The 22491-nt window shown below is 68.5% G+C and carries 23 protein-coding genes and 1 pseudogene; 19 read left to right on the top strand and 5 right to left on the bottom strand.

Annotated elements, in window-relative coordinates:
* Window position 1 precedes the first annotated feature (1 nt).
* The 5 genes from deoA to upp all read left to right on the top strand — a co-directional run bounded on the left by deoA (window position 2) and on the right by upp (window position 5104).
* Window positions 2-1327 (top strand): thymidine phosphorylase, encoded by a 1326-nt coding sequence (deoA, locus tag E4O86_RS13310; RefSeq protein WP_161141037.1) that lies wholly within the window; start codon window positions 2-4, stop codon window positions 1325-1327.
* Window positions 1328-2548, top strand: coding sequence for a phosphopentomutase (locus E4O86_RS13305; RefSeq protein ID WP_161141036.1), 1221 nt, complete (start codon window positions 1328-1330; stop codon window positions 2546-2548).
* 26 nt (window positions 2549-2574) lie between these two features.
* Window positions 2575-3471 (top strand): phytanoyl-CoA dioxygenase family protein, encoded by an 897-nt coding sequence (locus E4O86_RS13300; protein WP_161141035.1) that lies wholly within the window; start codon window positions 2575-2577, stop codon window positions 3469-3471.
* A gap of 45 nt (window positions 3472-3516) precedes the next feature.
* A complete protein-coding gene (locus tag E4O86_RS13295; RefSeq protein WP_161141034.1) occupies window positions 3517-4368 on the top strand; it encodes a hypothetical protein in 852 nt (283 codons plus the stop codon).
* A 94-nt stretch (window positions 4369-4462) separates the two neighbouring features.
* On the top strand, window positions 4463-5104 hold the full coding sequence (gene upp, locus E4O86_RS13290; protein WP_161141033.1) for a uracil phosphoribosyltransferase: 642 nt from the start codon (window positions 4463-4465) through the stop codon (window positions 5102-5104).
* A 36-nt stretch (window positions 5105-5140) separates the two neighbouring features.
* Here upp and E4O86_RS13285 read toward each other — a convergent pair whose 3' ends face one another.
* On the bottom strand, window positions 5141-5620 hold the full coding sequence (locus E4O86_RS13285; protein WP_161141032.1) for a hypothetical protein: 480 nt from the start codon (window positions 5618-5620) through the stop codon (window positions 5141-5143).
* 161 nt (window positions 5621-5781) lie between these two features.
* On the opposite strand from E4O86_RS13285, the gene E4O86_RS13280 reads away from it, so the two are divergent.
* The 3 genes from E4O86_RS13280 to E4O86_RS13270 are packed head-to-tail and all read left to right on the top strand — an operon-like array spanning window position 5782 to window position 8913.
* Entirely contained in the window at window positions 5782-6294 is a 513-nt protein-coding gene (locus E4O86_RS13280; protein ID WP_161141031.1) for a TIGR02281 family clan AA aspartic protease, read from the top strand.
* A 38-nt stretch (window positions 6295-6332) separates the two neighbouring features.
* Window positions 6333-7832, top strand: a complete 1500-nt coding sequence (locus E4O86_RS13275) for a phosphohexomutase domain-containing protein (RefSeq protein ID WP_161141030.1) — start codon at window positions 6333-6335, stop codon at window positions 7830-7832.
* A complete protein-coding gene (locus E4O86_RS13270; RefSeq protein WP_161141029.1) occupies window positions 7771-8913 on the top strand; it encodes a phosphate/phosphite/phosphonate ABC transporter substrate-binding protein in 1143 nt (380 codons plus the stop codon). Before E4O86_RS13275 ends, E4O86_RS13270 begins: the two co-directional genes overlap by 62 nt.
* 10 nt (window positions 8914-8923) lie before the next feature.
* Here E4O86_RS13270 and E4O86_RS13265 read toward each other — a convergent pair whose 3' ends face one another.
* The 3 genes from E4O86_RS13265 to E4O86_RS13255 form a co-directional block, all read right to left on the bottom strand.
* Window positions 8924-9547, bottom strand: coding sequence for a TadE/TadG family type IV pilus assembly protein (locus E4O86_RS13265; RefSeq protein ID WP_281351608.1), 624 nt, complete (start codon window positions 9545-9547; stop codon window positions 8924-8926).
* The gene (locus E4O86_RS13260; protein ID WP_161141027.1) at window positions 9547-10122 is read right to left on the bottom strand and encodes a TadE/TadG family type IV pilus assembly protein; all 576 of its coding nucleotides are present in this window, start codon (window positions 10120-10122) and stop codon (window positions 9547-9549) included. Before E4O86_RS13260 ends, E4O86_RS13265 begins: the two co-directional genes overlap by 1 nt.
* 113 nt (window positions 10123-10235) lie before the next feature.
* Entirely contained in the window at window positions 10236-10700 is a 465-nt protein-coding gene (locus E4O86_RS13255) for a pilus assembly protein N-terminal domain-containing protein (protein WP_161141026.1), read from the bottom strand.
* Window positions 10701-11165: 465 nt separating this feature from the next.
* Between E4O86_RS13255 and E4O86_RS13250 the strand changes: the two genes are divergently transcribed.
* The 9 genes from E4O86_RS13250 (at window position 11166) to E4O86_RS13210 (ending at window position 19876) form a co-directional block, all read left to right on the top strand.
* The gene (locus tag E4O86_RS13250; RefSeq protein ID WP_161141025.1) at window positions 11166-11345 is read left to right on the top strand and encodes a Flp family type IVb pilin; all 180 of its coding nucleotides are present in this window, start codon (window positions 11166-11168) and stop codon (window positions 11343-11345) included.
* Between the two features lie 130 nt (window positions 11346-11475).
* A complete protein-coding gene (locus tag E4O86_RS13245; RefSeq protein WP_161141024.1) occupies window positions 11476-11988 on the top strand; it encodes an A24 family peptidase in 513 nt (170 codons plus the stop codon).
* A 126-nt stretch (window positions 11989-12114) separates the two neighbouring features.
* Window positions 12115-12888 carry a Flp pilus assembly protein CpaB gene (gene cpaB, locus E4O86_RS13240; RefSeq protein ID WP_161141023.1) on the top strand — a complete coding sequence of 258 codons (774 nt, stop codon included), beginning with the start codon at window positions 12115-12117 and terminating at the stop codon, window positions 12886-12888.
* Between the two features lie 31 nt (window positions 12889-12919).
* Window positions 12920-14344 carry a type II and III secretion system protein family protein gene (locus E4O86_RS13235; protein WP_161141022.1) on the top strand — a complete coding sequence of 475 codons (1425 nt, stop codon included), beginning with the start codon at window positions 12920-12922 and terminating at the stop codon, window positions 14342-14344.
* A gap of 24 nt (window positions 14345-14368) precedes the next feature.
* Window positions 14369-15088 carry a CpaD family pilus assembly protein gene (locus tag E4O86_RS13230; RefSeq protein ID WP_161141021.1) on the top strand — a complete coding sequence of 240 codons (720 nt, stop codon included), beginning with the start codon at window positions 14369-14371 and terminating at the stop codon, window positions 15086-15088.
* A gap of 4 nt (window positions 15089-15092) precedes the next feature.
* On the top strand, window positions 15093-16403 hold the full coding sequence (locus tag E4O86_RS13225) for a CpaE/TadZ family protein (protein WP_161141020.1): 1311 nt from the start codon (window positions 15093-15095) through the stop codon (window positions 16401-16403).
* Between the two features lie 18 nt (window positions 16404-16421).
* Window positions 16422-17855 carry a TadA family conjugal transfer-associated ATPase gene (locus E4O86_RS13220; protein ID WP_161141019.1) on the top strand — a complete coding sequence of 478 codons (1434 nt, stop codon included), beginning with the start codon at window positions 16422-16424 and terminating at the stop codon, window positions 17853-17855.
* A gap of 44 nt (window positions 17856-17899) precedes the next feature.
* On the top strand, window positions 17900-18901 hold the full coding sequence (locus E4O86_RS13215) for a type II secretion system F family protein (RefSeq protein ID WP_161141018.1): 1002 nt from the start codon (window positions 17900-17902) through the stop codon (window positions 18899-18901).
* 9 nt (window positions 18902-18910) lie between these two features.
* Window positions 18911-19876: a type II secretion system F family protein gene (locus tag E4O86_RS13210; RefSeq protein ID WP_161141017.1), complete on the top strand. Its 966-nt coding sequence runs from the start codon at window positions 18911-18913 to the stop codon at window positions 19874-19876.
* Window positions 19877-19965: 89 nt separating this feature from the next.
* On the opposite strand, the gene E4O86_RS13205 is transcribed toward E4O86_RS13210, so the two are convergent.
* Window positions 19966-20778, bottom strand: a complete 813-nt coding sequence (locus E4O86_RS13205) for a tetratricopeptide repeat protein (RefSeq protein WP_205520869.1) — start codon at window positions 20776-20778, stop codon at window positions 19966-19968.
* A 129-nt stretch (window positions 20779-20907) separates the two neighbouring features.
* On the opposite strand from E4O86_RS13205, the gene E4O86_RS13200 reads away from it, so the two are divergent.
* Together E4O86_RS13200 and E4O86_RS13195 are read left to right on the top strand one after the other, a co-directional pair.
* Window positions 20908-22293, top strand: a complete 1386-nt coding sequence (locus tag E4O86_RS13200; RefSeq protein WP_161141016.1) for a leucyl aminopeptidase family protein — start codon at window positions 20908-20910, stop codon at window positions 22291-22293.
* Between the two features lie 16 nt (window positions 22294-22309).
* Window positions 22310-22491: pseudogene (locus E4O86_RS13195) on the top strand (peptidase P60); the annotation flags it as partial.

Raw genomic sequence — 22491 nt, 5'->3', positions numbered from 1 at the left:
CATGCGCCTCCTCCCGCAGGAGATCATCCGCAGGAAGCGCGACGGCGACCGGCTCTCGGACGAGGAGATCGCCTTCTTCATCGCCGGCCTGACCGACGGGTCGATTTCGGAAGGTCAGGTCGCCGCCTTCGCGATGGCCGTCTTCTTCCGCGATCTCGACAGGGCCGAGCGCGTCGCGCTGACCGAGGCGATGCGCGATTCGGGGACCGTGCTCGACTGGTCCGGGCTCGACCGGCCGGCGCTCGACAAGCACTCGACGGGCGGCGTCGGCGACAACGTCTCGCTGATGCTGGCGCCGATCGTGGCGGCCTGCGGCGGCGCGGTGCCGATGATCTCCGGCCGCGGGCTGGGGCATACCGGCGGCACGCTCGACAAGCTCGATTCCATTCCGGGCTACCGCAGCCAGCCGGGCCTCGAGGAGTTCCGTCGCGTGGTCACCGAGGTGGGCTGCGCCATTATCGGGCAGACGGCGGATCTCGCTCCCGCGGACAGGCGCCTCTATGCCATCAGGGACGTGACCGCGACGGTGGAATCGATCGCGCTCATCACCGCCTCGATCCTTTCGAAGAAGCTCGCCGCCGGGCTCGACGGGCTGGTCCTCGACGTCAAGGTGGGCTCGGGCGCCTTCATGGCAGGGATCGATGACGGGCGCGCACTCGCCGACAGCCTGGTCGGGGTGGCGAACGGAGCGGGGCTTTCGACCTCTGCTCTCCTCACGGGCATGGACGAACCGCTCGCCTCCGCGGCCGGCAATGCGCTCGAAGTGGCGAACGCGATCCGGTTCCTGACAGGGGAGCAGCGCGATACCAGGCTGGAGAGGGTCGTCCTCGCCCTCGCCGGCGAAATGCTGGTGCTCGGCGGTCTCGCCGAAGATCATGTCGCCGCCGAGCTCGCGGCGCGGGTCGCGCTGGAGGACGGCTGCGCGGCGGAGCGCTTCGCGCTCATGGTCGCCGCCCTCGGCGGCCCGGGCGATCTCGTCGAAGAGCCGGACTTGCACCTCCCCGCGGCACCGGTCCAGCGCCCGGTCCTGCCCGGGGAAGGGGGCTGGGTCGCCGGCATCGATACGCGTGCCCTCGGGCTCGCGGTCGTTGCGCTCGGGGGCGGGCGGATGCGGGCCGACGACCGGATCGACCCCTCCGTCGGGCTCGCGGAGCTTGCCGGGCTCGGCGAGCGGGTGGGGCCGGAACGGCCGCTCTGCATCGTGCATTCGAGGGACGATGCGGGTGCGGAGCATGCTGCACGGGCGGTCCGGGCCGCCTATCGCCTCGGCGGGCCGCGCGAACCGTCGCCTGCCGTCATCGAGCGGTTCGGCGCTGAGGGGAGCTGAATGGCGCGGGCCTTCCTTCTGGTCATGGATTCCGTCGGCATCGGCGGTGCCTCGGATGAAGCGGCGTTCGGCGATGCCGGCGCCGACACGCTCGGCCACATTGCCGGAGCCTGCGCGGCCGGGCGCGCCGACGTTCCGGGCGGGCGTTCCGGCCCGCTTGCAATACCGGTCATGAACCGCCTGGGCATCGGGCGCGCCGCCGAAGCCTCGACGGGCAGCCACCCGGCCGGGATCGAGCGGATCGAGCGTCCCGAGGCGATCTGGGGTTTCGCGCGGGAAGTCTCCAAGGGCAAGGACACCCAGTCCGGCCATTGGGAGCTCGCCGGACTTCCGGTGCCGTTCACGTGGGGCTACTTCCCCGACACGATACCGGCCTTCCCGGAGGCGCTGACGGCGGCGCTGATCGCGGAGGCGGGCCTGCCCGGCATTCTCGGCAACAGGCACGCCTCCGGCACCGCCGTGATCGCCGAGCTCGGCGCCGAGCACGTGCGCACGGGCAAGCCGATCTGCTACACCTCGGCCGATTCCGTCTTCCAGATCGCCGCGCACGAGGAGGCGTTCGGCCTCGAGCGTCTCTACGAGGTCTGCCGCATCGCCCGCCGCCTCTGCGACCCGCTCCGGATCGGCCGGGTGATAGCGCGGCCGTTCCTCGGCGACGCGCAGTCCGGGTTCGAGCGGACCGGCCACCGACGCGACTTCGCCGTGCCGCCGCCCGAGCCGACGCTCCTCGACGACGCGGTGGCGGCCGGCCGCACGGTGTTCGGCGTCGGCAAGATCGGCGACATATTCTCCGGCCGCGGCGTCTCCCGCGTGCTGAAGGCGCCGGAGAACGCGTCGCAGTTCGAGGCGACCCTCGAGGCGGCGGCCGAAGCGAAGGACGGCGACCTCGTCGTGACGAACTTCATCGATTTCGACCAGATCTACGGCCATCGGCGCGACGTCGCGGGTTATGCCGCCTGTCTCGAGGACTTCGACGCGCGTCTGCCGCGGCTCCTCCGGGTTCTTCGCCCGGGCGATCTCGTCGTCCTTACGGCCGATCACGGCAACGATCCCACCTTTCGCGGTTCGGATCACACCCGGGAGAACATCCCGGTCCTCGCCTTCGGCCCGGGCATCGAGGGTCGCCCGGCCGGCGAGCGCAGGACCTATGCGGATGTCGCACAGACCATCGCCGCGCATCTGGCGCTGCCGCGGATACGGTGCGGCACCAGCTTGATGTGACCGGCGGGCCGGCTATCATCCGGCCGATGCGAGCGGCACGGCATTTCCGGGCGTCCGGCGACGGGCACCTCACCATCGGCATGCGCGAGGCGTGGGACCGCGACGGCTATCTCGTCCGCGACGAGTTCGTGCGGCCGGCGGAACTGGCCGAACTCAGGGCGAGGATCGACGGTCTGGTGGAGGGGTTCGATCCCGAGTCCGTGCGCTCGATCTTCTCGACCCGCGGCGCCGAGCACGTGCAGGACCTCTACTTCCGCGAATCGGGCGACAAGATCCGCTTCTTCTTCGAAGCCGAGGCTTTCGACGAGCAGGGCAGGCTCGCAGCGGCGAAGCGGCGCGCGCTCAACAAGATCGGGCATGCGCTCCATGACCTCGACCCGGTGTTCGACCGGTTCTGCCGCGATCCCCGGCTCGCCGCACTCTGCGAGGATCTCGGCATGCGGGATCCCGCCCTGGCCCAGTCGATGGTGATCTTCAAGCAGCCGCATATCGGCGGCGAGGTCGGCATGCACCAGGACGCGAGCTTCCTCCATACAAGGCCGGAATCCGTGGTCGGATTCTGGTTCGCGCTCGACGACGCCGATGCGGAGAACGGCTGCCTGCTCGCCATTCCGGGCGGCCATGCGGACGGGCTCCGCGAGCGCTTCCACTACCAGGGTGATCAGCTCGTCATGACCCGGCTCCACGACATCGGCTGGGACGAGCAGGAGATGGTCGCGCTTGAAGCGAAATCCGGCACGCTCGTCGTCCTGCACGGGCTGCTGCCGCACGGCTCGGCACCGAACCGCACGCCGCGGCCGCGCGAGGCGGTGACGCTCCACGTCGTCGACCGCGCGGCGGAATGGTCGGCCGACAACTGGCTGAAGCGCAGGGCGTCCATGCCGTTCCGGGGCTTCTCCGAACCGGCCGCCGGAGCGGCATAGGCCCCTGATGCCCCGTTCATCGAGAGCTGTTCGCGAGAGTCCTGCTTGAACGTGCTCGTCATGGGGCTCGCCCGCACCGGAACGACGGTCGTCTCGGAGGCGGTCCAGCAGGCGGTCGGCGCGCGGCACTACCTTTCCGAACCCCGCACGATCGACGCGTTCCACGAACGCGCGCTGCTCGGGACGGAAGGCGTCGTCGCGAAGGTCATCTTCGAGCACTGGAGCGATCGGCCCAATCTGAGGCGGGCCGTCGTCGCGAACGAGTGCGCGCTCCGCTTCGACCGCCGCGTCTTCGTCATGCGGGATCCGCGCGACGAACTGATCAGCCGCCTGCACTTCTTCATCCTGAGCCATATCGACGGCAGCGGATACGATCCGGTCGCGTGCGGGCGCTGGCTCGATCTCCTGCGCCGGAAGGAAGCGGCGCCGCGGAGCGTTCCTATCAAGGATCTGATCGCGGGCCGGGAGACCATCTTCGGAAAGGGCGCGATCGAGGATATCGGCAAGAACCGCAATTATTTCGGCTTCGTGTCGGGCCTTGGGCCCCGGAAGCTGGTCCTGCGCTACGAGGACTTCGTGCGGGGGGAGCGGGCTGCGCTCGCCGGATATCTCGGCTGCGATTCCGTCGAGGACACCGTGCAGCCGCGCTTTCCGCACCGTCGGCGCACCGCCGACGCACAGAACTGGCGGCGCTACTTCACGCCGGAGGACGTCGCCCATTTCAGGCCGGAATACGAGCCGGTCCTCGCTGCGGCGGGATATTCCGACTGGACGCTCGATCCGGTCGACCGCCTCGACCCGGAGACCGGATCCGCCTATGTCGAGCGGCTGATCGCGATCGCGCGCGAACGCAAGAGGCGCCGCTGGTGGCAGGGCGCGTGGCCGTTGCGCCGGTGACCCGGATCGCGCCCGGTGCCGGCCCCGGATGGTCGCCCCTTGGCGCGCTCGCGCCGGCCACATACAAGGCGCAGGCAACGGCAAGGAGGCGCCGATGGCGGCAGAATTCGAAGGCGTGACGGTCGTCGACCATCCGCTCGTCCAGCACAAGCTCACCATCATGCGCGACGCCGAAACCTCGACGCGCGGGTTCCGGCAGCTCCTGCGCGAGACGGCCGCCCTCATCTGCTACGAGGCGACGCGCGACCTGCCGCTCGAGACCGTGGCGATCAGGACTCCGCTCGCCCCCATGCAGGCGAAGAAGATCGCCGGGAAGAAGCTGGTCTTCGCCTCCATCCTGCGCGCCGGCAACGGCCTTCTCGAAGGCATGCTCGACCTCGTCCCGTCCGCGCGCGTCGCCCATATCGGCATGTATCGCGACCCGAAGACGCTGCAGCCGGTGGAGTACTACTTCAAGGCGCCGGAGGACCTCTCGGAGCGCACGGTGATCGCCGTCGATCCGATGCTCGCCACCGCCAACTCGGCGGTCGCGGCGATCAACCTGCTGAAGAGCCGCGGCGCGAAGGATGTGCGGTTCGTCTGCCTGCTCGCGGCCCCGGAGGGCATCAGGCGCTTCCGGGCGGCCCATCCGGACGTGCCGGTCTTCACGGCCGCGATCGACAGCCACCTCGACGATCACGGCTACATCGTGCCGGGCCTCGGCGATGCGGGCGACCGCATGTACGGCACGAAGTGACGGGGCGGCGCGGAAGCCGGCGGCCCGGGCCCGGTCTCAGCGCAGCGCAGGGCGGAAATTGCGCGCGAGCAAGGCGCCGGCGGCGAGCCCGAGGGCGAGGACGCCGTAGGTCGCCGCGATCGAGCGCGTTGGCAGGACCTCCTCCCATCCCGGCGTGAGCCGCTTCGGCGCGAGACCGTAATCGACGGCGGCCGCGATGGCGGACATGGCCGCGACGTCGGCAAGGAGCTCCGGCGTCGAACGCGGCGGACGGAAGGCGAGCCAGATCTCGAACGGAAGCGCCCAGAACAGCGCCGAGGCGTGATGGGTCGCATAGCCGAGCGCGGTGTGCTCGAGATCCGCCGCCGTCACGCGGCCTGCCGCCCCGCCGTGCAGCCAGTGGCTCGTGGAATTGGTCGGCTGCAAGGGGCTCTTGCCTTCCGCGCTCGCGAGCCCGGCGAGCGCCGCGGTCGTGGCAATGCTCGCGACGGTGCCCGTCACGAGGGCCGAGAGCCCGATCCTTTGCCAGAGGTCCATCAGGGGCTCCCTTGATCCTTCGTCGCCCGATCAACCCGCGACCGGGTTCCGCGTTCCGGCGGAGGTCGAAGATCGGTCGCGGCGGTCGCCTGGGCGGGCCCGTCCGCGCTCCCTCAACCATTCCTTTCCGCTTTTCGGGCAGTCTTCATGCGGGCCGGCCGATGCGCAATCTCCTCGTCCTCTCCGTGCTGATCGCACTCGCCGCGGCATCCGTGCCGGGCATCGTCGCGCGCTATGCCGCGCCGGCGGACGGCCTGGTCGGGGAGCGCCCGAACGGACGCCAGGCCGCGAAGGCGGCGGGCCCGCGCCGGATCGCGATCCGGGCCGGCGCGGACGGCCACTATTACGTCGACGCTGCCATCAATCTGCGGCCGATCCGGCTCATGGTCGATACCGGCGCGACCGTCGTGGTGCTCCGGCAATCCGACGCCGCGCGCGTCGGATTGCGCACCGTCCGCGCCGATTTCAGCCATCCCGTCCAGACCGCCAACGGGACCACCTACGGGGCGGAGACGACGCTCGACAGCGTGGCCGTCAGCGACATCGACGTCGGCGACGTGCGCGCGCTCGTCATTCCGGATGCGCAACTTGGCATGAGTCTGCTCGGCGCGAGCTTTCTCAACCGGCTCGGCCGGTTCGAGGTCTCGAACGGCACCTTGATCCTGGAGGACTGATCGGCTTCGCTCCCCGGCATGCCGCCCCGGGGGAGCCCGTGTTTCCGAAGCCCGAGCCGTTCCTGCGCCCGAATACCCGCGCCTACGAATCCGTGCCGATGGTGAAGCCGACCGGCTTCCGGGAATACGACGCGCGCTGGCGCTACGGCGAGGAGATCAACCTGATGGGCGTCCAGGCCCTCGGGATGGGGATCGGGACGCTCGTCCACGAGATGGGAATTTCCCCGGAAATCGTGACCGGCCACGACTTCCGCTTCTATTCGGCGTCGATCAAGACGGCACTTGCCACGGGCATGATGGCGGCCGGGCTCAAGGTCCACGACATCGGCCTCGCGCTCACGCCGATGGCCTATTTCGCGCAGTTCGCGCTCGACGTGCCGGCGGTGGCGATGGTGACCGCGTCGCACAACGAGAATGGCTGGACCGGCGTCAAGATGGGCGCGCAGCGCCCGCTCACCTTCGGCCCGGAGGAGATGGGCCGCCTCCGGGAGATCGTGCTCGCCGGCCGCTTCGCGCCGCGGAGCGGCGGCGCCTACGTCTTCGTCGGCGACATGGCGGAACGCTACCTCGCCGACCTCGCCGCCCGGCCGAGGCTCCGCCGCCCGATCCGGGTCGTGGCCGCCTGCGGCAACGGCACGGCCGGGGCCTTCGCGCCGCAGGCGCTCGCGGCCGCCGGCGTCGAGGTCATCCCGCTCGACGCGGAACTCGACCACAGCTTCCCGCGATACAATCCCAACCCGGAGGACATGACGATGCTCGGCGCGATCCGCGAGGCCGTGCTCGGCTCGGGCGCCGCGATCGGGTTCGGCTTCGACGGCGACGGCGACCGCTGCGGCGTTGTGGACGACGAGGGCGTCGCATTGTTCGCGGACAAGGTGGGCCTGCTGCTTGCCCGCGACATTTCGTCCCGAAATCCCGGATCGCGCTTCGTCGTCGACGTGAAATCGACCGGGCTCTTCCAAGACGATCCGGTCCTCTGCGCGAACGGGGCGACGGTCGAGTACTGGAAGACCGGCCATTCCTATCTGAAGCGCCGGGTCATGGAATGCGGCGCGACGGCGGGCTTCGAGAAGTCGGGGCACTACTTCTTCGGTCCGCCGGTCGGGCGGGGCTATGACGACGCGCTTGTCTCCGCGCTCGCCATCCTCGACCTGCTCGACCGCCACCCGGACCGGAGCATGGCCGATCTTCGCCGCTCCTTGCCGACGACCTGGGGATCGCCGACTATGGCAGTCCATTGCGACGACGAGACGAAATACGGCGTGGTCGACCGCGTCGTAGCGGACCTCGAGGCGACGCTGCGGCAGGGCGGGGCCCTGGCGGGGCAGCCGGTCCGCGAGCTCGCGACCGTGAACGGCGCGCGTGTGACGAATGCGGATGGAACCTGGGGGCTCGTGCGGGCCTCCTCCAACAAGCCCGAGATCGTCATGGTCGTCGAAAGCCCCGTCTCGGAGGCGCGCATGCTGGAGATGTTCCATGCACTGGACCTGGTTCTCCGCCGCAACGGCGAGGTCGGGCCGTTCAACCAGACGCCCTGAACAGGGCCGCCAGGCGCGTGCGACGGCCCGCCGGGCCGCGATCCTCGCTTTCTGCCTCGCGCCGCTCCTCGCGACGGGAGCGGCGGCCGGATCGGCAGAGGAGAACCGGCTGCGGGGGACGATCGAGGCGCGCGCGATCCCGCTCGACGAACCGCCGCCCTCCCGCGAAGCTCCGGAGGATGGACTCGCCGCAGCGTCCGCCATCCAGAGGATCACGACCCCGGCGCCGGCACTCAGGATCGGCGTCGTTCCGCGCGGCCCTGCCGCCAAGGCCCTCGCGGCGCTCCAGCCGGTCCGGCAGGGGCTCGAACGCGCGATCGGCCGGCCCGTCGAGATCCTGCCGTTCGCGAGCTATTCCGCCCTCGTCGACGCACAGGCCGAGAGGCGGGTCGAGGTCGCGATGCTGTCGGCCGCGGCCTTCGCCGATCTCCAGGCGCGCTGCGGCTGCGCCGAACCGGTGGCGGCGCCTGCGGCGGAAGACGGCGGCATCGCCTATTACGGCGTGCTCATCGTGCGCAGCGACGCAGGCAAGACTCGCCTCGAGGATCTCCGGGGGGCGCGGCTTATCGCCGGACCGGCGGATTCGATCGGAGCGCGGCGGCTGCAATTCGCGGCGCTCGCCGCCGAGGGGATCGATCCCGCCAGCTTCTTCGGCGCGATCGGGACCGTTGCGTCGCCCGTGGAGGCGCTCCGGCAGGTGCTCGCGGGCAAGGCCGACGCCGCGCTCGGCTGGAGCTCGATGGAAGGAGAGGCGGCCGCCGGCTATTCGCGCGGCACGCTCGCCATGCTCGCCGCCGCAGACCCTGCCGCACCTTCCGGCCTCTCGGTGATCTGGCGGACGCCGGCGCTCGCGCACGGGCCGGTGGCTGCGCTCAGCACGCTGCCCGACAGGGACAAGCGGGCCCTCGCCTCCTATCTCGTCGGCCTTGCCGATGCCGATCCCGCGGCCTACCACGCGCTCGAGCCTCTTTACCCAGGCGGATACCGGATGGTCGGTCCCGCGGATTATCGCGGCGCGGAGCTTCTCTCGGGCGGGGCACGCGGCGGATCCGGGCCGGTTCCGTCCGATCAGCGAAGCTGAGCGGAGACGGTCAGGAGCAGATCTTGCCGCTCGAATTGTTGTTGCAGAGCTCGACCTTGTTGGTGAGCCGCGGCACGAAATAGCCGGTCGAGGCGAGATGAAGCGAACCGGTGATCACGTATCCGATCGACGGCGTATAGGTGTAATAGGCCTCGGACATGATGATCTGGCTGTTCGGCACGCGGAGATTGGCATCGATCTGCGCCGTGACGTTCTTGCTCTTGTCGTAGGCGGCATGCGACCCGCGCGCCCGGCTCCAGGCGACGGTGGCGTTGCCCTTGGAATCGACGTCGACGGCGGTGATGACCATGTCGGCCGCCGAGCCGTCATAGGGGTACATGACACCCTCGGCGATATCGAAGATGTTCTCGACATCGGCATAGGTGAGCGTCTTCCAGCGCGCCACCAGATCGCCGGTGGAGGAGGCGAGATCGGTGACCTTGCGGTCGACGCTGAGCGCCTGCGTCACCTCCACGCCGCCGATCCAGAGCAGGATCATCACCGGCGCGACGAGCGCGAACTCTACGGCGGCAACGCCATCCTGCCGACGGGCAAGCGAGCTTAGCCTGCGACCGACCGCGCGGACGAGGCGACGGGACGCACTCTTGCGGCAAACGGATCGGTTCCGCGGCATCACGAGGTCCCGCCCGAGGAGGTCTTTGCGAACGGCTCGTTCCTGAACGCCACGGTGGTGCCGATGAGGCGCCTGCCGTTCGAGAGGTTGCTGAGCGACAGCCCCCAGAAGAGCGGCGCCGTCCACATCTGGTAATAGGCCCGCACGACGACGATCTGGTTCGCGCTGCCGAAATCGAAGTCGCTTTCCTTGGGAAACTTGTCGTCCTTGTCGAGCGGGTCGGCGACGTTCATCTCGCCGAACGTCGAGTAGGACTTGACGTCCATGTAGAAATAGCCGTCGTCGCAGTCGATGAGGGCGGTCATCTGATCGCAGACATCCGCCTTGAACTGAGCCGTCGTGAAGCCGCCGGTCTGCGCCTGGCCGGTACGGATGAGGCGGGCGGCATCGTAGACCGCGTTGTCCAGGATCTGTTCCGAGAGGAAGACGAGGGCGGTCTGCGCGATCACGAAGATCAGGAAGAAGAAGGCCGGCGCGACGAAGGCGAACTCGACCGCGGTGACGCCGCGCTGGTCTCTTCCGAACCGCGCGGCGGCGGTCGAAAGAGAGCGGTTCCGCCGCCGGAAGCTAAGCATGGGTCGCCTTGATCGCCTTCTGGAATCCCGAGCCGTCGTAACGCCGCCTTGCGTCTAAAGCTCGATTAAATTTCGAACTTGTTTAACGAAAACTGAGAAGGACCCGGTCCGCGTCAGCGGGCGCCGGAGAATTCCTGCCGGCCCTGGATCTGCGCCTTGGCCCTGTCGAAGGCTTCCTTCTCGTCGCCGACCGAGATCACCTGCTCGCATTGCGGCGAGCAGGAGAAGCTCTGCCGCTTGCTGCCGTAGAAGACGGTCGTGAGCTGGCGGACGTCGGAGGAGACGCGAACGATCTCGTTGGCGATCTCCTGACCCTTGTCGTCGAGGATGATGAGGTTCGTCGTTCCGGCCGCCTTGCCCGTCAGGACGACCGTCTTGTCGTCGCCGACCGTCGCATCGGCGATGCCCGGATTGCCGATGACCAGCGTGGCGGCCGGCTTGTCCAGTTTCAGAATCTTCGCGAAGTCGATGGTGACATCGATCGTATCGGCCCGCGCCGCGCCGGCGGCGAAGAGCGCGCCGGCGACAACCAGGCTGCGCGCGGCGCGCCGCACCAGACGGGCCTCGATGATTCGCATTGCAAGCTCCTTGTCCTCGACCGCCATTCTGGGGAGAAACGGTGAAGAATTTCCAAATGGCGGGCGCGGACTTTTCCCTCAAATCCCGCCCGCACCCGCTTCGCTCACTTAACCTCCCGAGCCGACTCCTGAGGCCGCTGCCGCGGATCCGTTCTATGGGAGTATGAGCGAAGCAACATGCTTGCTTAACGAGTGGTAAAAGCAAGCGCGTTAAGAGGATGTTAACAGAGCGGGTCTGCCGAACCTGAACATCTTGTGAGATCCGCCTGAGCGGAGTCGCTTTGCGATAGATCAAATTGATTTTGTTTTTACCATCTGGCGGGTTTTCGCTCGGAACTGTCGAGGTCTCCGTGCAATTAACCTGCCTGCAAGCAATCGCTGATATCCCAACGGCCAGTTTCGGCGGGCAAACTGAAAACCCTCGAAGCGGGCCTCCGGGGCCAGGTGGAGAACAGGAGTAGAGACATGAAGAATCTTGTTGCGCGTTTCGCCAAGGACGAGTCGGGCGCCACGGCCATCGAGTACGGCCTGATCGCTGCCCTCATCGCGGTCGTGCTGATCGCCGTCATGGGCACGCTCGGTTCGGGCCTCACGAACGCCTTCGGCGGCATCAAGGCCCAGCTCGACAAGGCGAAGGCGAGCTGATCAGCCGTCTTCCATCCAGTTTCAGCGAGCGGAGGGCGCGCCCTCCGCTCGATTTTTTTGAACGTCCGCTTTTTTAACGATCGGTTGACATGGTCCGATTCCCCGAGGGGCGAGGGGGCTCGAAGCGCTGATGGTCGCGACGCTGGCACAATCGGCCGCAATCCTGGTCTTTCCCGGCCTGATGATCTACGCGGGGATCGCCGACCTCACCACGATGACGATCCGCAACGTCCTCGTGCTCGCGCTGCTCGCCGCCTATTTCGTGCTGGCGCCGCTCGCCGGATTTCCGCTGGCCGCGATCGGCTGGAGCGCGGCACTCGGGCTCGGCGTCCTCGCAATCGCGTTCGTCCTCTTCTCGTTCGGCTGGATCGGCGGCGGCGACGCCAAGCTCGCGGCCGTGACGGCGATCTGGTTCGGACCGCAGGATGCGCTCGTCTACTTCGTCTACGCCTCCCTGCTCGGCGGGGTCCTGACCTTCGCGATCCTGCAGATGCGCGGGTGGCCGCTGCCTTCGGGCCTCTACCGGATCGGCTGGATCACGCGGCTGCACGAGCGGACGGCGGGCATTCCCTACGGCGCGGCGATGGCGCCCGCGGCGCTCATCGTGTTTCCGCACACCGCCTGGATGGCCAACCTGACCTGAGCGAAGGCATTACTTCCGGACACAGTCCAGGACCGGATTTCAGGGCCGTTAACCATCCCTTGATGTTTCAAAGCGAGACTGTGCCGAGGCAAAGCCCACCGGTACTCTTCAATCGAGGCTCTGGACATGTTTCGCGTGATCGTTCTGGCCATTGCGCTCGTTGCGGGCGGAATAGCGGCCTATCTGGCGCTCAGTCTCGGCTCCGGCGATTCGTCGCAAACGGTGGTCGAGCTCGCGCCGCAGATCAGCACGCAGGAAGTCGTCGTCGCCTCCAAGGACCTCAACCAGGGCCAGGCCCTCTCCGAGGAAAACCTGCGCTGGCAGAAATGGCCCGAGGAAGCGGTGAACGCCGCCTTCATCACCAAGGCTGACCGCCCCGACGCGATCGAGACGCTGAAGGGCGCGGTGGTGCGCAGCCAGTTCGCCGCCGGCGAGCCGATCCGCGAGGCGAAGCTCGCGCAGGCGGGATCCGGCTTCATGTCGGCCATCCTGCCGAGCGGCAAGCGGGCGGTGGCGGTGCGGGTCTCCGCGCAGAACACGGCCGGCGGCTTCATCCTTCCCAACGACCGCGTCGACGTCATCCAGACCGTCAGCCAGACGGGCGCCGACGGCCAGAACGAGACCGTGAGCCGCACCATCCTCACCAACATCCGGGTGCTGGCGATCGACCAGACGGTCGACGACAGCAGCGGCGAGCCGGTGGTCGTCGGCAAGACGGCCACCCTCGAGGTCGATCCGGTACAGGCCGAGGTGGTCACGTCCGCGGAAGCATCGGGAACCCTTTCCCTCGCTCTCCGGGCGATGGCCGACACCGACGAGAAGTCGGTGGCGAACGAGCGGCAGAGCGGAACCGTGAAGATCTACCGGTCGGGCCGCAGCCAGATTGTGAAGACCCAGTGAGCTGCAGCCTCCGATCGTCCAGGAGCCGAAAATGATTGCGCTTGCCACGTTTCGCTCAGCACTCCGCGTCCTAGCGGTCGTCGTCATCGGCTTGCTGGCGGTCGGATCGGCCTCGGCCGGATCGGACTATCTCCGGCTCGGCGCCGGCGACATGGCCCAGAGCCGTGCGGTCCGGCTCGGCATCAACAAGTCGATGGTGATCGAGCTGCCGCGCCCGGCCGGCGACGTGCTGGTCTCCAACCCGGCGATCGCCGACGCGGTGCTGAGGACCTCGCAGCGGCTCTACCTGATCGGCGTGAAGCTCGGCCAGGCGAACATCTTCCTGTTCGACAATACTGGCGCGCAGATCGCGAGCTTCGACGTCTATGTCGAGGCCGATCTCGGCGCGCTGAACAGGCTCCTCTCCGAGGCGATCACCGACGGCTGGGTCAAGGCCGAGGCCATGAACGGCAACATCGTGCTGCGCGGCGAGGTCGCTTCGGCCTCCTCCTCGAGCCGCGCGCAGGAGATCACCGTCGGCATGCTGCAGGGACAGTCGCTCGGGACCAACGAGGGGGCAACCGGCGACCAGACGGTGGAGAAGAAGGTCGTCAACCTTCTCACCATCACCGGCGTGGAGCAGGTGAGCCTGAAGGTGACGATCGCGGAAGTGCAGCGCTCGGTCGTGAAGCAGCTCGGCATCGACACCCAGGCCTTCCTCGCGAAGGGCAACATCGCCTTCGGACTGGCCAATTCCCAGACCGGCTCGTTCGACTCGCAGGTCGGCCAGGCGGCGCTCGGGTGGGCGAACGGCGACAACAGCGTCACCGCGACGGTGAAGGCGCTCGAGGAGACCAACCTCATCAAGACGCTCGCCGAGCCGACACTCACCGCGGTTTCCGGCGAGACCGCCTCGTTCCTGGCGGGCGGCGAGTTTCCCTTCGTCACCGGCATCGACCAGGACACCGGCATCGTGACGGTCGACTTCAAGCCCTTCGGCGTGCAGCTCGCGTTCACGCCCGTCGTGCTCTCCGCCGGGCGGATCAGCCTCAAGGTCCGGACCGAGGTGAGCGAGATCGACTCGGTGGCGGCGAGCGGGGCCCCGACGCTCAGCTCCCGGCGGGCGGAGACCACGGTGGAGCTTCCCTCGGGCGGCGCCTTCGTGATCGGCGGCCTGATCCAGGAATCGACGCGGCGCGCGGTGAGCGGCCTGCCCGTGATCCAGAAGATCCCGGTGCTCGGCGCGCTCTTCTCGTCGAAGGACTTCCAGCGCGACGAGACCGAGCTCGTGATGATCGTCACGCCCTATCTCGTGAAGCCGACCTCGCCGTCGAAGCTCGCCCGGCCGAGCGACGGCCTCGTCTACGCCAACGATGCCGAGGCGATCTTCCTCGGCCAGATCAACAAGATCTACGGCTCGGTGAAGAACCAGCGCCCGGCCGCCTATCACGGCCAGCTCGGCTTCGCCTTCGACTGAGCGCCGGTTCGGGAGACAGGAACCATGCTGAACGCGATCAAGGTTGAAGCGGCCGCCGGCCGGAGGAGGGCGGCGGGCTTGCTCGCCGCGGCGCTCCTCGCCGGCGGGCTCGCGGGCTGCAACACCGCCGACGACCAGCGGATGGCCTATTTCGACAACGACTACCGCATCCGCCACCCGATCGTGATCTCGAACGAGCCGGCGACGCTCGACCTGCCGGTCGGGATGCGTGGCGGCGCGCTTTCCGGCGAATTCGTCGAGGCCATCCACAATTACGTCGCCGACTACCGCGAGAGCGGCACGGGCGGCATCACCATCCAGGTGCCGACCGGCTCGGCGAACGAGATCGCCGCCGCCCAGACGGGCAGCGCCGTCAACCAGGTGCTGGTGCAGGCCGGCGTGTCGCCGGCGGCGATCCAGGTCGCGCCCTATGCCTTTGGCGACCGCAGGAGGATGGCGCCGCTGCGGCTCTCCTTCCTCAAGGTGCAGGCGGTGACGCCGCGCTGCGGGGTGTGGCCGCGCGACGTGTCGCCGACCTTCGCGGACAGCACGCACTACAATTTCGGCTGTGCCGGGCAGCAGAACCTCGCGGCCATGGTCGCGAACCCGGCCGACCTGGTGCAGCCGCGGGCGGAGCAGCCGGCGAACGGCGCGCGCCGGGCGAAGGTCGTCACGGACTACCAGCAGGGCGCGGAGACGAAATCGAGCTCCACCCTGATCGACTACGATCTGAATGCCGAGTGACCCGATGAGCAATCTCGCCTACGACGTCGACGTCGATCTCGGCCGGCCGGAGGGCCAGGCCCGCATGGCGGACGCGCGGCCGGTGCCCCGCATCACGATCCAGGCCTTCTGCGACACGCCGGAGGTTGCCGGCGCGATCGAGATGGCCGCCAACGACCGCCGCATGGGCCGGGCGCACGTGAAGGTGCATACCGGCGGGATCAGCGCGGCGGTCGAGTTCTACCGCGGCGCCCCGACGCCGAACCTCGTGGTGATCGAGAGCCGGATGCCGCCGGAGCGGCTGATCGCCGAGCTCGACACGCTGGCGGAGGTCTGCGACGCCGGCACGCGGGTGATGATCATCGGCCATTCGAACGACGTCACGCTCTACCGCGAGCTCCTGAAGCGGGGCATCAGCGAATATCTCGTCGCGCCGGTCGACGTGATGACGGTCATCTCGTCGATCTCGAACATCTATCGCGAATCGAGTGCCGAGAAGCTCGGCCAGGCCTATGCCTTCGTCGGCTCGAAGGGCGGCGTGGGCGCCTCCACGGTGGCGCACAACGTCGCCTGGACGATGGCCCGCGTGTTCGGTTCCGACGTGATCCTCGCCGATCTCGACCTCGCCTTCGGGACGGCCGGGCTCGACTTCAACCTCGACCCGACCCAGGGCATCGCCGAGGCCGTGTTCGACCGCGACCGCCTCGACGAGGTGCTGCTCGACCGGCTGCTCGCGAAATGCGAGGACCATCTGAGCCTGCTCGCCGCGCCGGCGACGCTCGACCGGTCCTACGATTTCGACGAGGGCGCCTTCGAGCCGATGCTGGAGATCGTCCAGGCCAACGTCCCTTCGGTCGTCCTCGACGTCCCGCACGTCTGGACGTCCTGGGCGAAGCGGACCCTCATCTCCGCCGACGAGGTGGTGATCGTGGCGGCCCCCGACCTCGCCAACCTGCGCAACACCAAGGCGCTGATCGACCTGCTCCGGCAGGCGCGGCCGAACGATGCGCCGCCGAAGCTCGTGCTGAACCAGGTCGGCGTGCCGAAGCGGCCGGAGATCAAGCCGGACGATTTCGCCGCCGCGCTGCAGCTCGAGCCCATTGCCTCGATCCCGTTCGATCCGCTCCTGTTCGGGACCGCGGCCAATAACGGCCAGATGATCGCGGAGGCTTCGGCGAAGACGACGGTGTCCGACATCTTCTCCGACGTCGCCCAGATCATCACGGGACGGAAGGACGTGAAGCGCAGCCGGAAGGGCGCGATGAGCCTCGCTCCGCTCCTCGAGAAGCTGCGCGCCAAGCAGAAGCCGAAGGCCAAGGCGCGGCGCACGGCGTAGCCAGGAAAAGGCGCAAGCATGTTCGGAAAGCGTAGCGCACAGGGTGACGTCATCGAGAAGCCGCGGCCGATGCCGGCGGCACCGGCGCAGCCTGCTCCCCGCCAGACCGCCCCGGCGAGCCAGGCCCCGGCGGCGCAGACGCGGGCCCAGGCGACGCGCCGGAAGACGGAGGAATATTACGACCTGAAGACGCAGATCTTCGGGGCGCTGATCGACACGATCGATCTGTCGCAGCTCTCGAAGATGGACATGGACCAGTCGCGGGAGGAGATCCGCGACATCGTCAACGACATCATCACGGTGAAGAACGTCGTGATGTCGATCGCCGAGCAGGAGGAACTGCTCGAGGACATCTGCAACGACGTGCTCGGCTACGGGCCGCTCGAGCCGCTGCTCGCACGCGACGACATCGCCGACATCATGGTGAACGGGGCGAGCCAGGTCTTCATCGAGGTGAGCGGCAAGGTCCAGGAGACCGAGATCCGGTTCCGCGACAACGGCCAGCTCCTGAACATCTGCCAGCGCATCGTGAGCCAGGTCGGCCGCCGCGTCGACGAGGCGAGCCCGATCTGCGACGCGCGCCTGCCGGACGGCTCGCGCGTCAACGTCATCGCGCCGCCGCTGTCGATCGACGGGCCGGCGCTCACCATCCGGAAGTTCAAGAAGGACAAGCTGACGCTCGATCAGCTGGTCAATTTCGGCTCCATCACGCCCGAGGGCGCGGCGATCCTGCAGATCATCGGCCGCGTCCGCTGCAACGTGCTCGTCTCCGGCGGCACCGGCTCGGGCAAGACGACGCTGCTCAACTGCCTCACGCGCTACATCGACCATGACGAGCGCATCATCACCTGCGAGGACGCGGCGGAGCTGCAGCTTCAGCAGCCGCACGTGGTCCGGCTCGAGACCCGCCCGCCGAACATCGAGGGCGAGGGCGAGATCACGATGCGCGACCTCGTCAAGAACTGCCTGCGCATGCGGCCCGAGCGGATCATCGTCGGCGAGGTGCGCGGTCCGGAGGCGTTCGACCTCCTGCAGGCGATGAACACCGGTCACGACGGCTCGATGGGAACGCTCCACGCGAACTCCCCGCGCGAAGCGCTCTCCCGTATCGAATCGATGATCACGATGGGCGGCTATTCGCTGCCGTCGAAGACGATCCGCGAGATGATGACATCCTCGATCGACGTCATCGTGCAGGCGGCGCGCCTTCGCGACGGCTCCCGCCGCATCACCCACATCACCGAGGTGCTCGGGATGGAAGGGGACGTGGTCATCACCCAGGACCTCTTCCTGTACGAGATCCTGGGCGAGGACGCGAACGGCAAGATCATCGGCCGGCACCGCTCGACCGGGATCGGCCGCCCGGCATTCTGGGACCGCGCCCGCTATTACGGCGAGGAGCAGCGGCTCGCGGCTGCGCTCGACGCCGCCGAGATGAGCGATGCCCGGTAACGCGTCCCGTTCCGGCCGCACCGAAACGGCGGAGGACTGATCCGATGTCGCCGACGACCGTCCAGATCGCCGTCATCCTGCTTGCCGTCTTCAGCTTCGGCGGGCTCGCCGTCGCCGCCCTCTATCCGCGGCTGAGCGGCGCGTCGAAGCCGACGAAGCGGCTCGAGCACGTCGCCGCGCCCCGCAGCATGGCCGACCGGCGCAACGCCATCAGCGACGAGAGCCGACGCCGCCGGAGCGTCGAGGAGACGCTGAAGGAGATCGAGGAGAAGCAGAAGGCGCAGCTCAAGAAGAGCGCGAAGCCGAGCCTCGCCATCCGCATGCGGCAGGCCGGGCTCTCCTGGTCCAAGCAGACCTACTATCTCGTCTCGCTCGTCAGCATCGTCGTGGTGTCCGCGGCGGTGCTGGTAGGGACGGGCATCGGCCTGGTGCCGTCGGTCGGCTTCGGCGTCGCCGGCGGCCTGCTGCTGCCGTACTTCTACGTCAACTTCCTGCGCAAGCGCCGCTTCAAGCGCTTCAGCGAAGAGTTCCCGAACGCTGTCGACGTCATCGTCCGCGGCGTCAAGGCGGGTCTTCCCCTCGTCGACTGCCTGAAGATCATCGCGTCGGAATCGCAGGAGCCGGTCAAGAGCGAGTTCCAGACCATCGTCGAAGACCAGACGCTCGGCCTGCCGATGGACGAAGCGGTGGGCCGCCTCCCGGAGCGCGTCCCGCTCGCGGAATCGAACTTCTTCGCCATCGTGATCGCGATCCAGAGCCGGACCGGCGGCAGCCTTTCCGAGGCGCTCTCGAACCTCTCCAAGGTCTTGCGCGACCGCAAGAAGATGCGCGCGAAGATCCGGGCGATGAGCTCGGAAGCGAAGGCCTCGGCCGGCATCATCGGATCGCTGCCGATCGCGGTGACGGTGATCGTGTACCTGACGAGCCCCGACTACATCGCGCTGCTCTTCACCACGACCGTCGGCAACATCGTTCTCGCCGCGTGCGGCTTCTGGATGCTGATGGGCGTCCTTGTCATGCGCAAGATGATCAACTTCGATTTCTGAGGACGAGCGATGCTGAGCGCCGTGACGGACAATCCGGAAATGCTGATCGCGCTGATGGCTGCGCTTTCGGTGTTCTCCGCGATCCTCGTCGTCTCCTGGCCCTACCTCGTCCGGGACAATCTGGAGGTCCGGATGCGCTCGGTCGCGAGCGAGCGCGAGCGGATCCGCGCGCGCGAACGCGCGCGGCTCGAAGCCGAGAAGAAGACCTCGCTGCGCACCGAGCCGAAGAAGCTGTTCCAGGACATCGTCGACCGCTTCAACCTGTCCCGCCAGGCGGAGAGCGGCGAGATGGCGCGCATGCTCCGCATGGCCGGCTATCGCGGGCGCGGGCCGGTCGTGACGTTCCTCGCGATGCGGATGCTGATGCCGCTGGTGATGCTCATCGTCGCCGGCTTCTACGTGTTCCTGGTCATCCACCTCGAGCAGCCGTTCTTCGTGAAGCTGGCGATCGTCCTGGCCGTCACGTTTCTCGGCTATTACCTCCCGCAGCTCTACGTGAAGAACAAGATCAGCAAGCGGCAGCTCGCCGTCAAACGGGCATGGCCTGACGCGCTCGACCTGCTGCTGATCTGCGTCGAATCCGGCATGGGCATCGAAAGCGCGTTCCGGAAGGTCTCCGAGGAGATCGGCGTGCAGTCGATCGAACTCGCCGAGGAACTGAGCCTCACCACGGCCGAGCTCTCCTACCTGCAGGACCGGCGCCGCGCCTACGAGAATCTCGGTGAACGGACCGGGCTGGAGGGCGTCCGCGCCGTGGTGACGAGCCTGATCCAGGCCGAGAAATACGGTACGCCGCTCGGGCAGTCGCTGCGCATCCTCGCCCAGGAGAACCGCGACATGCGCATGGCGGAAGCCGAGAAGAAGGCGGCGTCGCTGCCGCCGAAGCTGACCGTGCCCATGATCATCTTCTTCCTGCCGGTGCTGTTCGCCGTCATCATCACGCCGGCCGCGATCCAGGTGACGAAGATCATGTAGCCGCCGGGGCGGCGGATACCGCGATCCGCCGCCGGGTCTCCGGCCGGACGGGGGCCGGACGGGGGGCCGGACGGGGACGGCCGTCGGGCTCAGCTCTCCTTCTTGAGATCGGCCCAGGTGTTCGGCTGCGCGACCATTCCCTGCAGATAATCCATGTTCGCGCCGGCCTGGCCGGACGGCGATCCCCCGGACACGAATGCCTGCGCTTCGCTGCCCTTGCCCTGCAGCGTCAGCACGAGGGCGAGGTTCTGCCTGACGCGCGTCGTGGCCTTCGGGCTCGCCAGCGCCTGCCGGAGCGTTGCCTCCGCCTTCTGGAGGTCGCGCCCGAGCACGTAGGACATTGCGAGATTGTTGAGGACCTGCGGCTCGCCCGGCGCGAGGACCAGGGCCTGGCTGTAGCGCTCGCGCGCGCCGTTATTGTCGCCGAGGGAATCGAGGATCGCCCCCTCGGTGGCGAGAAGCTGCCAGTCGGGATGGTCGCGCTGCTGGGCGCGCTGCACCACCGAGAGCGCCTCCCGGAACTGGCCGTCCTCGGCGAGCGCCTTGCCGAAGGCGGCGAGCACGGTCCGGTCCGAGGGGTGCAAGATGACGGCCTTGCGCATGACCGCGACCGCCTGGCTGGTCTGCCCGGCAGCCCTGAGCGCCGCGGCGTAGTTCAGCGCCGCCCGCTGGTCCTTCTCGTTCTTGCCGTAGGCGGCGCCCCAGGTCTGCACGGCGGCGAGCGCGTTCTGCTGGCTGAGGTCGGAGGTGACGAGCGTGCCGGTCGGCCTGAGCGACCCGGTCGTGGCAGGGCCGCGCCCGGTCGACTGGCAGCCGGCAAGTGCGACCGCGGCGATCGCACCAAGGGCGAAGCTGCGCGCGGCACGGCCGCCCCGGGAATTCGGCTTCGACGGAATCGGCATGGCCAAGGCTCGCTCGTTAACCATAGCGAAGGGTTAATCGCCACTCGCTAACGGCTCGTTAACGCTCCGCACGCATTGCCAGCCGGTCCGGCCCGCCGTACCTCTCGTGTCGCTTCAGGTGGAATCGCGATGACCCGTCTTCCGATCGTCCAGGCGCCGGCCGATGAGCCGGTCGTGCCGGTCCAGTGCATCCGGACCGGTGAACTCGAGCGCGCGCTTGCAACGCTCTCCGAGCAGGACCGGCGCTTCGCGGCCGCGCAAGGGTTCAAGGCTAAGGCCGGGGCGCTCGTGCTGCTGCCCGACCGCGACGGCGGCATCGGCCGCGTGCTCTTCGGGCTCGGAGCCGCCGACGCGCCCGACCGCACGCCGCTCCTTCCCGGCCGGCTCGCGCAGGAGCTTCCGGACGGCCTCTACAGGCTCGAAGGGGAGGGCTTCGATCCGGTGCTCGCCTCGCTCGCCTTCGCGCTCGGAGCCTATCGCTTCGAGCGCTACCGCAAGCCGAAGGAGGGCAAGGCGAGGCTGCTCCTTCCCCAGGCGGCGGACGGGGAGGAGATCACGCGGATAGCCGAATCGGTCCAGTTCGCGCGCGACCTCATCAACATCCCGGCCAACGATCTCGGTCCGGCCGAACTCGCCGCCGCCGGGCGCGAGATGGCGGAGGGCTACGGCGCCAGCGTCTCCATCGTCTCCGGCGAAGCGCTCGAGAAGGGCTATCCGATGATCGCGGCCGTCGGCGCCGCGAGCGAACGGCCGCCGCTGCTCCTCGACTTCGCCTGGGGCGACGAGCGCCATCCCAAGGTGACGCTCGTCGGCAAGGGAGTCGCGTTCGACACGGGCGGGCTCGACATCAAGGGCGCGAGCGGCATGCTCCTCATGAAGAAGGACATGGGCGGAGCCGCCAACGTCCTTGCGCTCGCCCGCATGATCATGGATGCCGGCCTGAAGGTGCGCCTGAGGGTGCTGGTGGCGGCGGTCGAGAACGCGATCTCCGGCAGCGCCTTCCGCCCCGGCGACATTCTGAGGAGCCGCAAGGGGCTGACGGTCGAGATCGGCAACACGGACGCCGAAGGCCGCCTCATCCTCGCCGACGCGCTCGCGCTCGCCGACGAGGAGGCCCCCGAACTCGTCGTCTCGATGGCGACGCTCACCGGCGCCGCCCGCGTGGCGCTCGGTCCCGACCTGCCGCCCTTCTACTGCGACGACGAGGGCTTCTCCGCCGATCTCGCGCGTTCCGCCGCCGCGGTCCACGACCCGCTCTGGCGGATGCCGTTCTGGCGGCCCTACGATTCCTGGCTCGCCTCCAAGACGGCCGATCTCGGGAACATCTCGCACAATTCGCATGCCGGCTCGATCGTGGCGGCGCTGTTCCTCGACCGCTTCGTCGAGAAGGCGAAGACCTACGCGCATTTCGACATATTCGCCTGGAACCCGAGCGCCCGGCCGTACGGGCCGGAGGGCGGCGAGGCGCAGGCGATCCGGGCGCTCTACCATCTCCTGCGGGCCCGCCATTCGTGAGACGGCGGAGGATGCCGTGACGCCCCTCGATCCGCGGCGGAACGCCTTCCGGCCCGATCTCGCCGACATCGCGCTCAAGGGCCGGGTCGCGGCGGCGCGCTTCGGCGAGGCGACGCCGATGCGGGTGGCGGCGCCGGTGACCGCCTTGCGCGACGCCCCGCGGCCGGACGCGGCGCGGCTGACGGAGGCGCTCCGCGG

This window comes from Propylenella binzhouense (assembly GCF_009866965.1).
Taxonomy (GTDB): Bacteria; Pseudomonadota; Alphaproteobacteria; order Rhizobiales; family Afifellaceae; genus Propylenella; species Propylenella binzhouense.
This window is presented reverse-complemented; position numbering and strand designations above follow the sequence as displayed.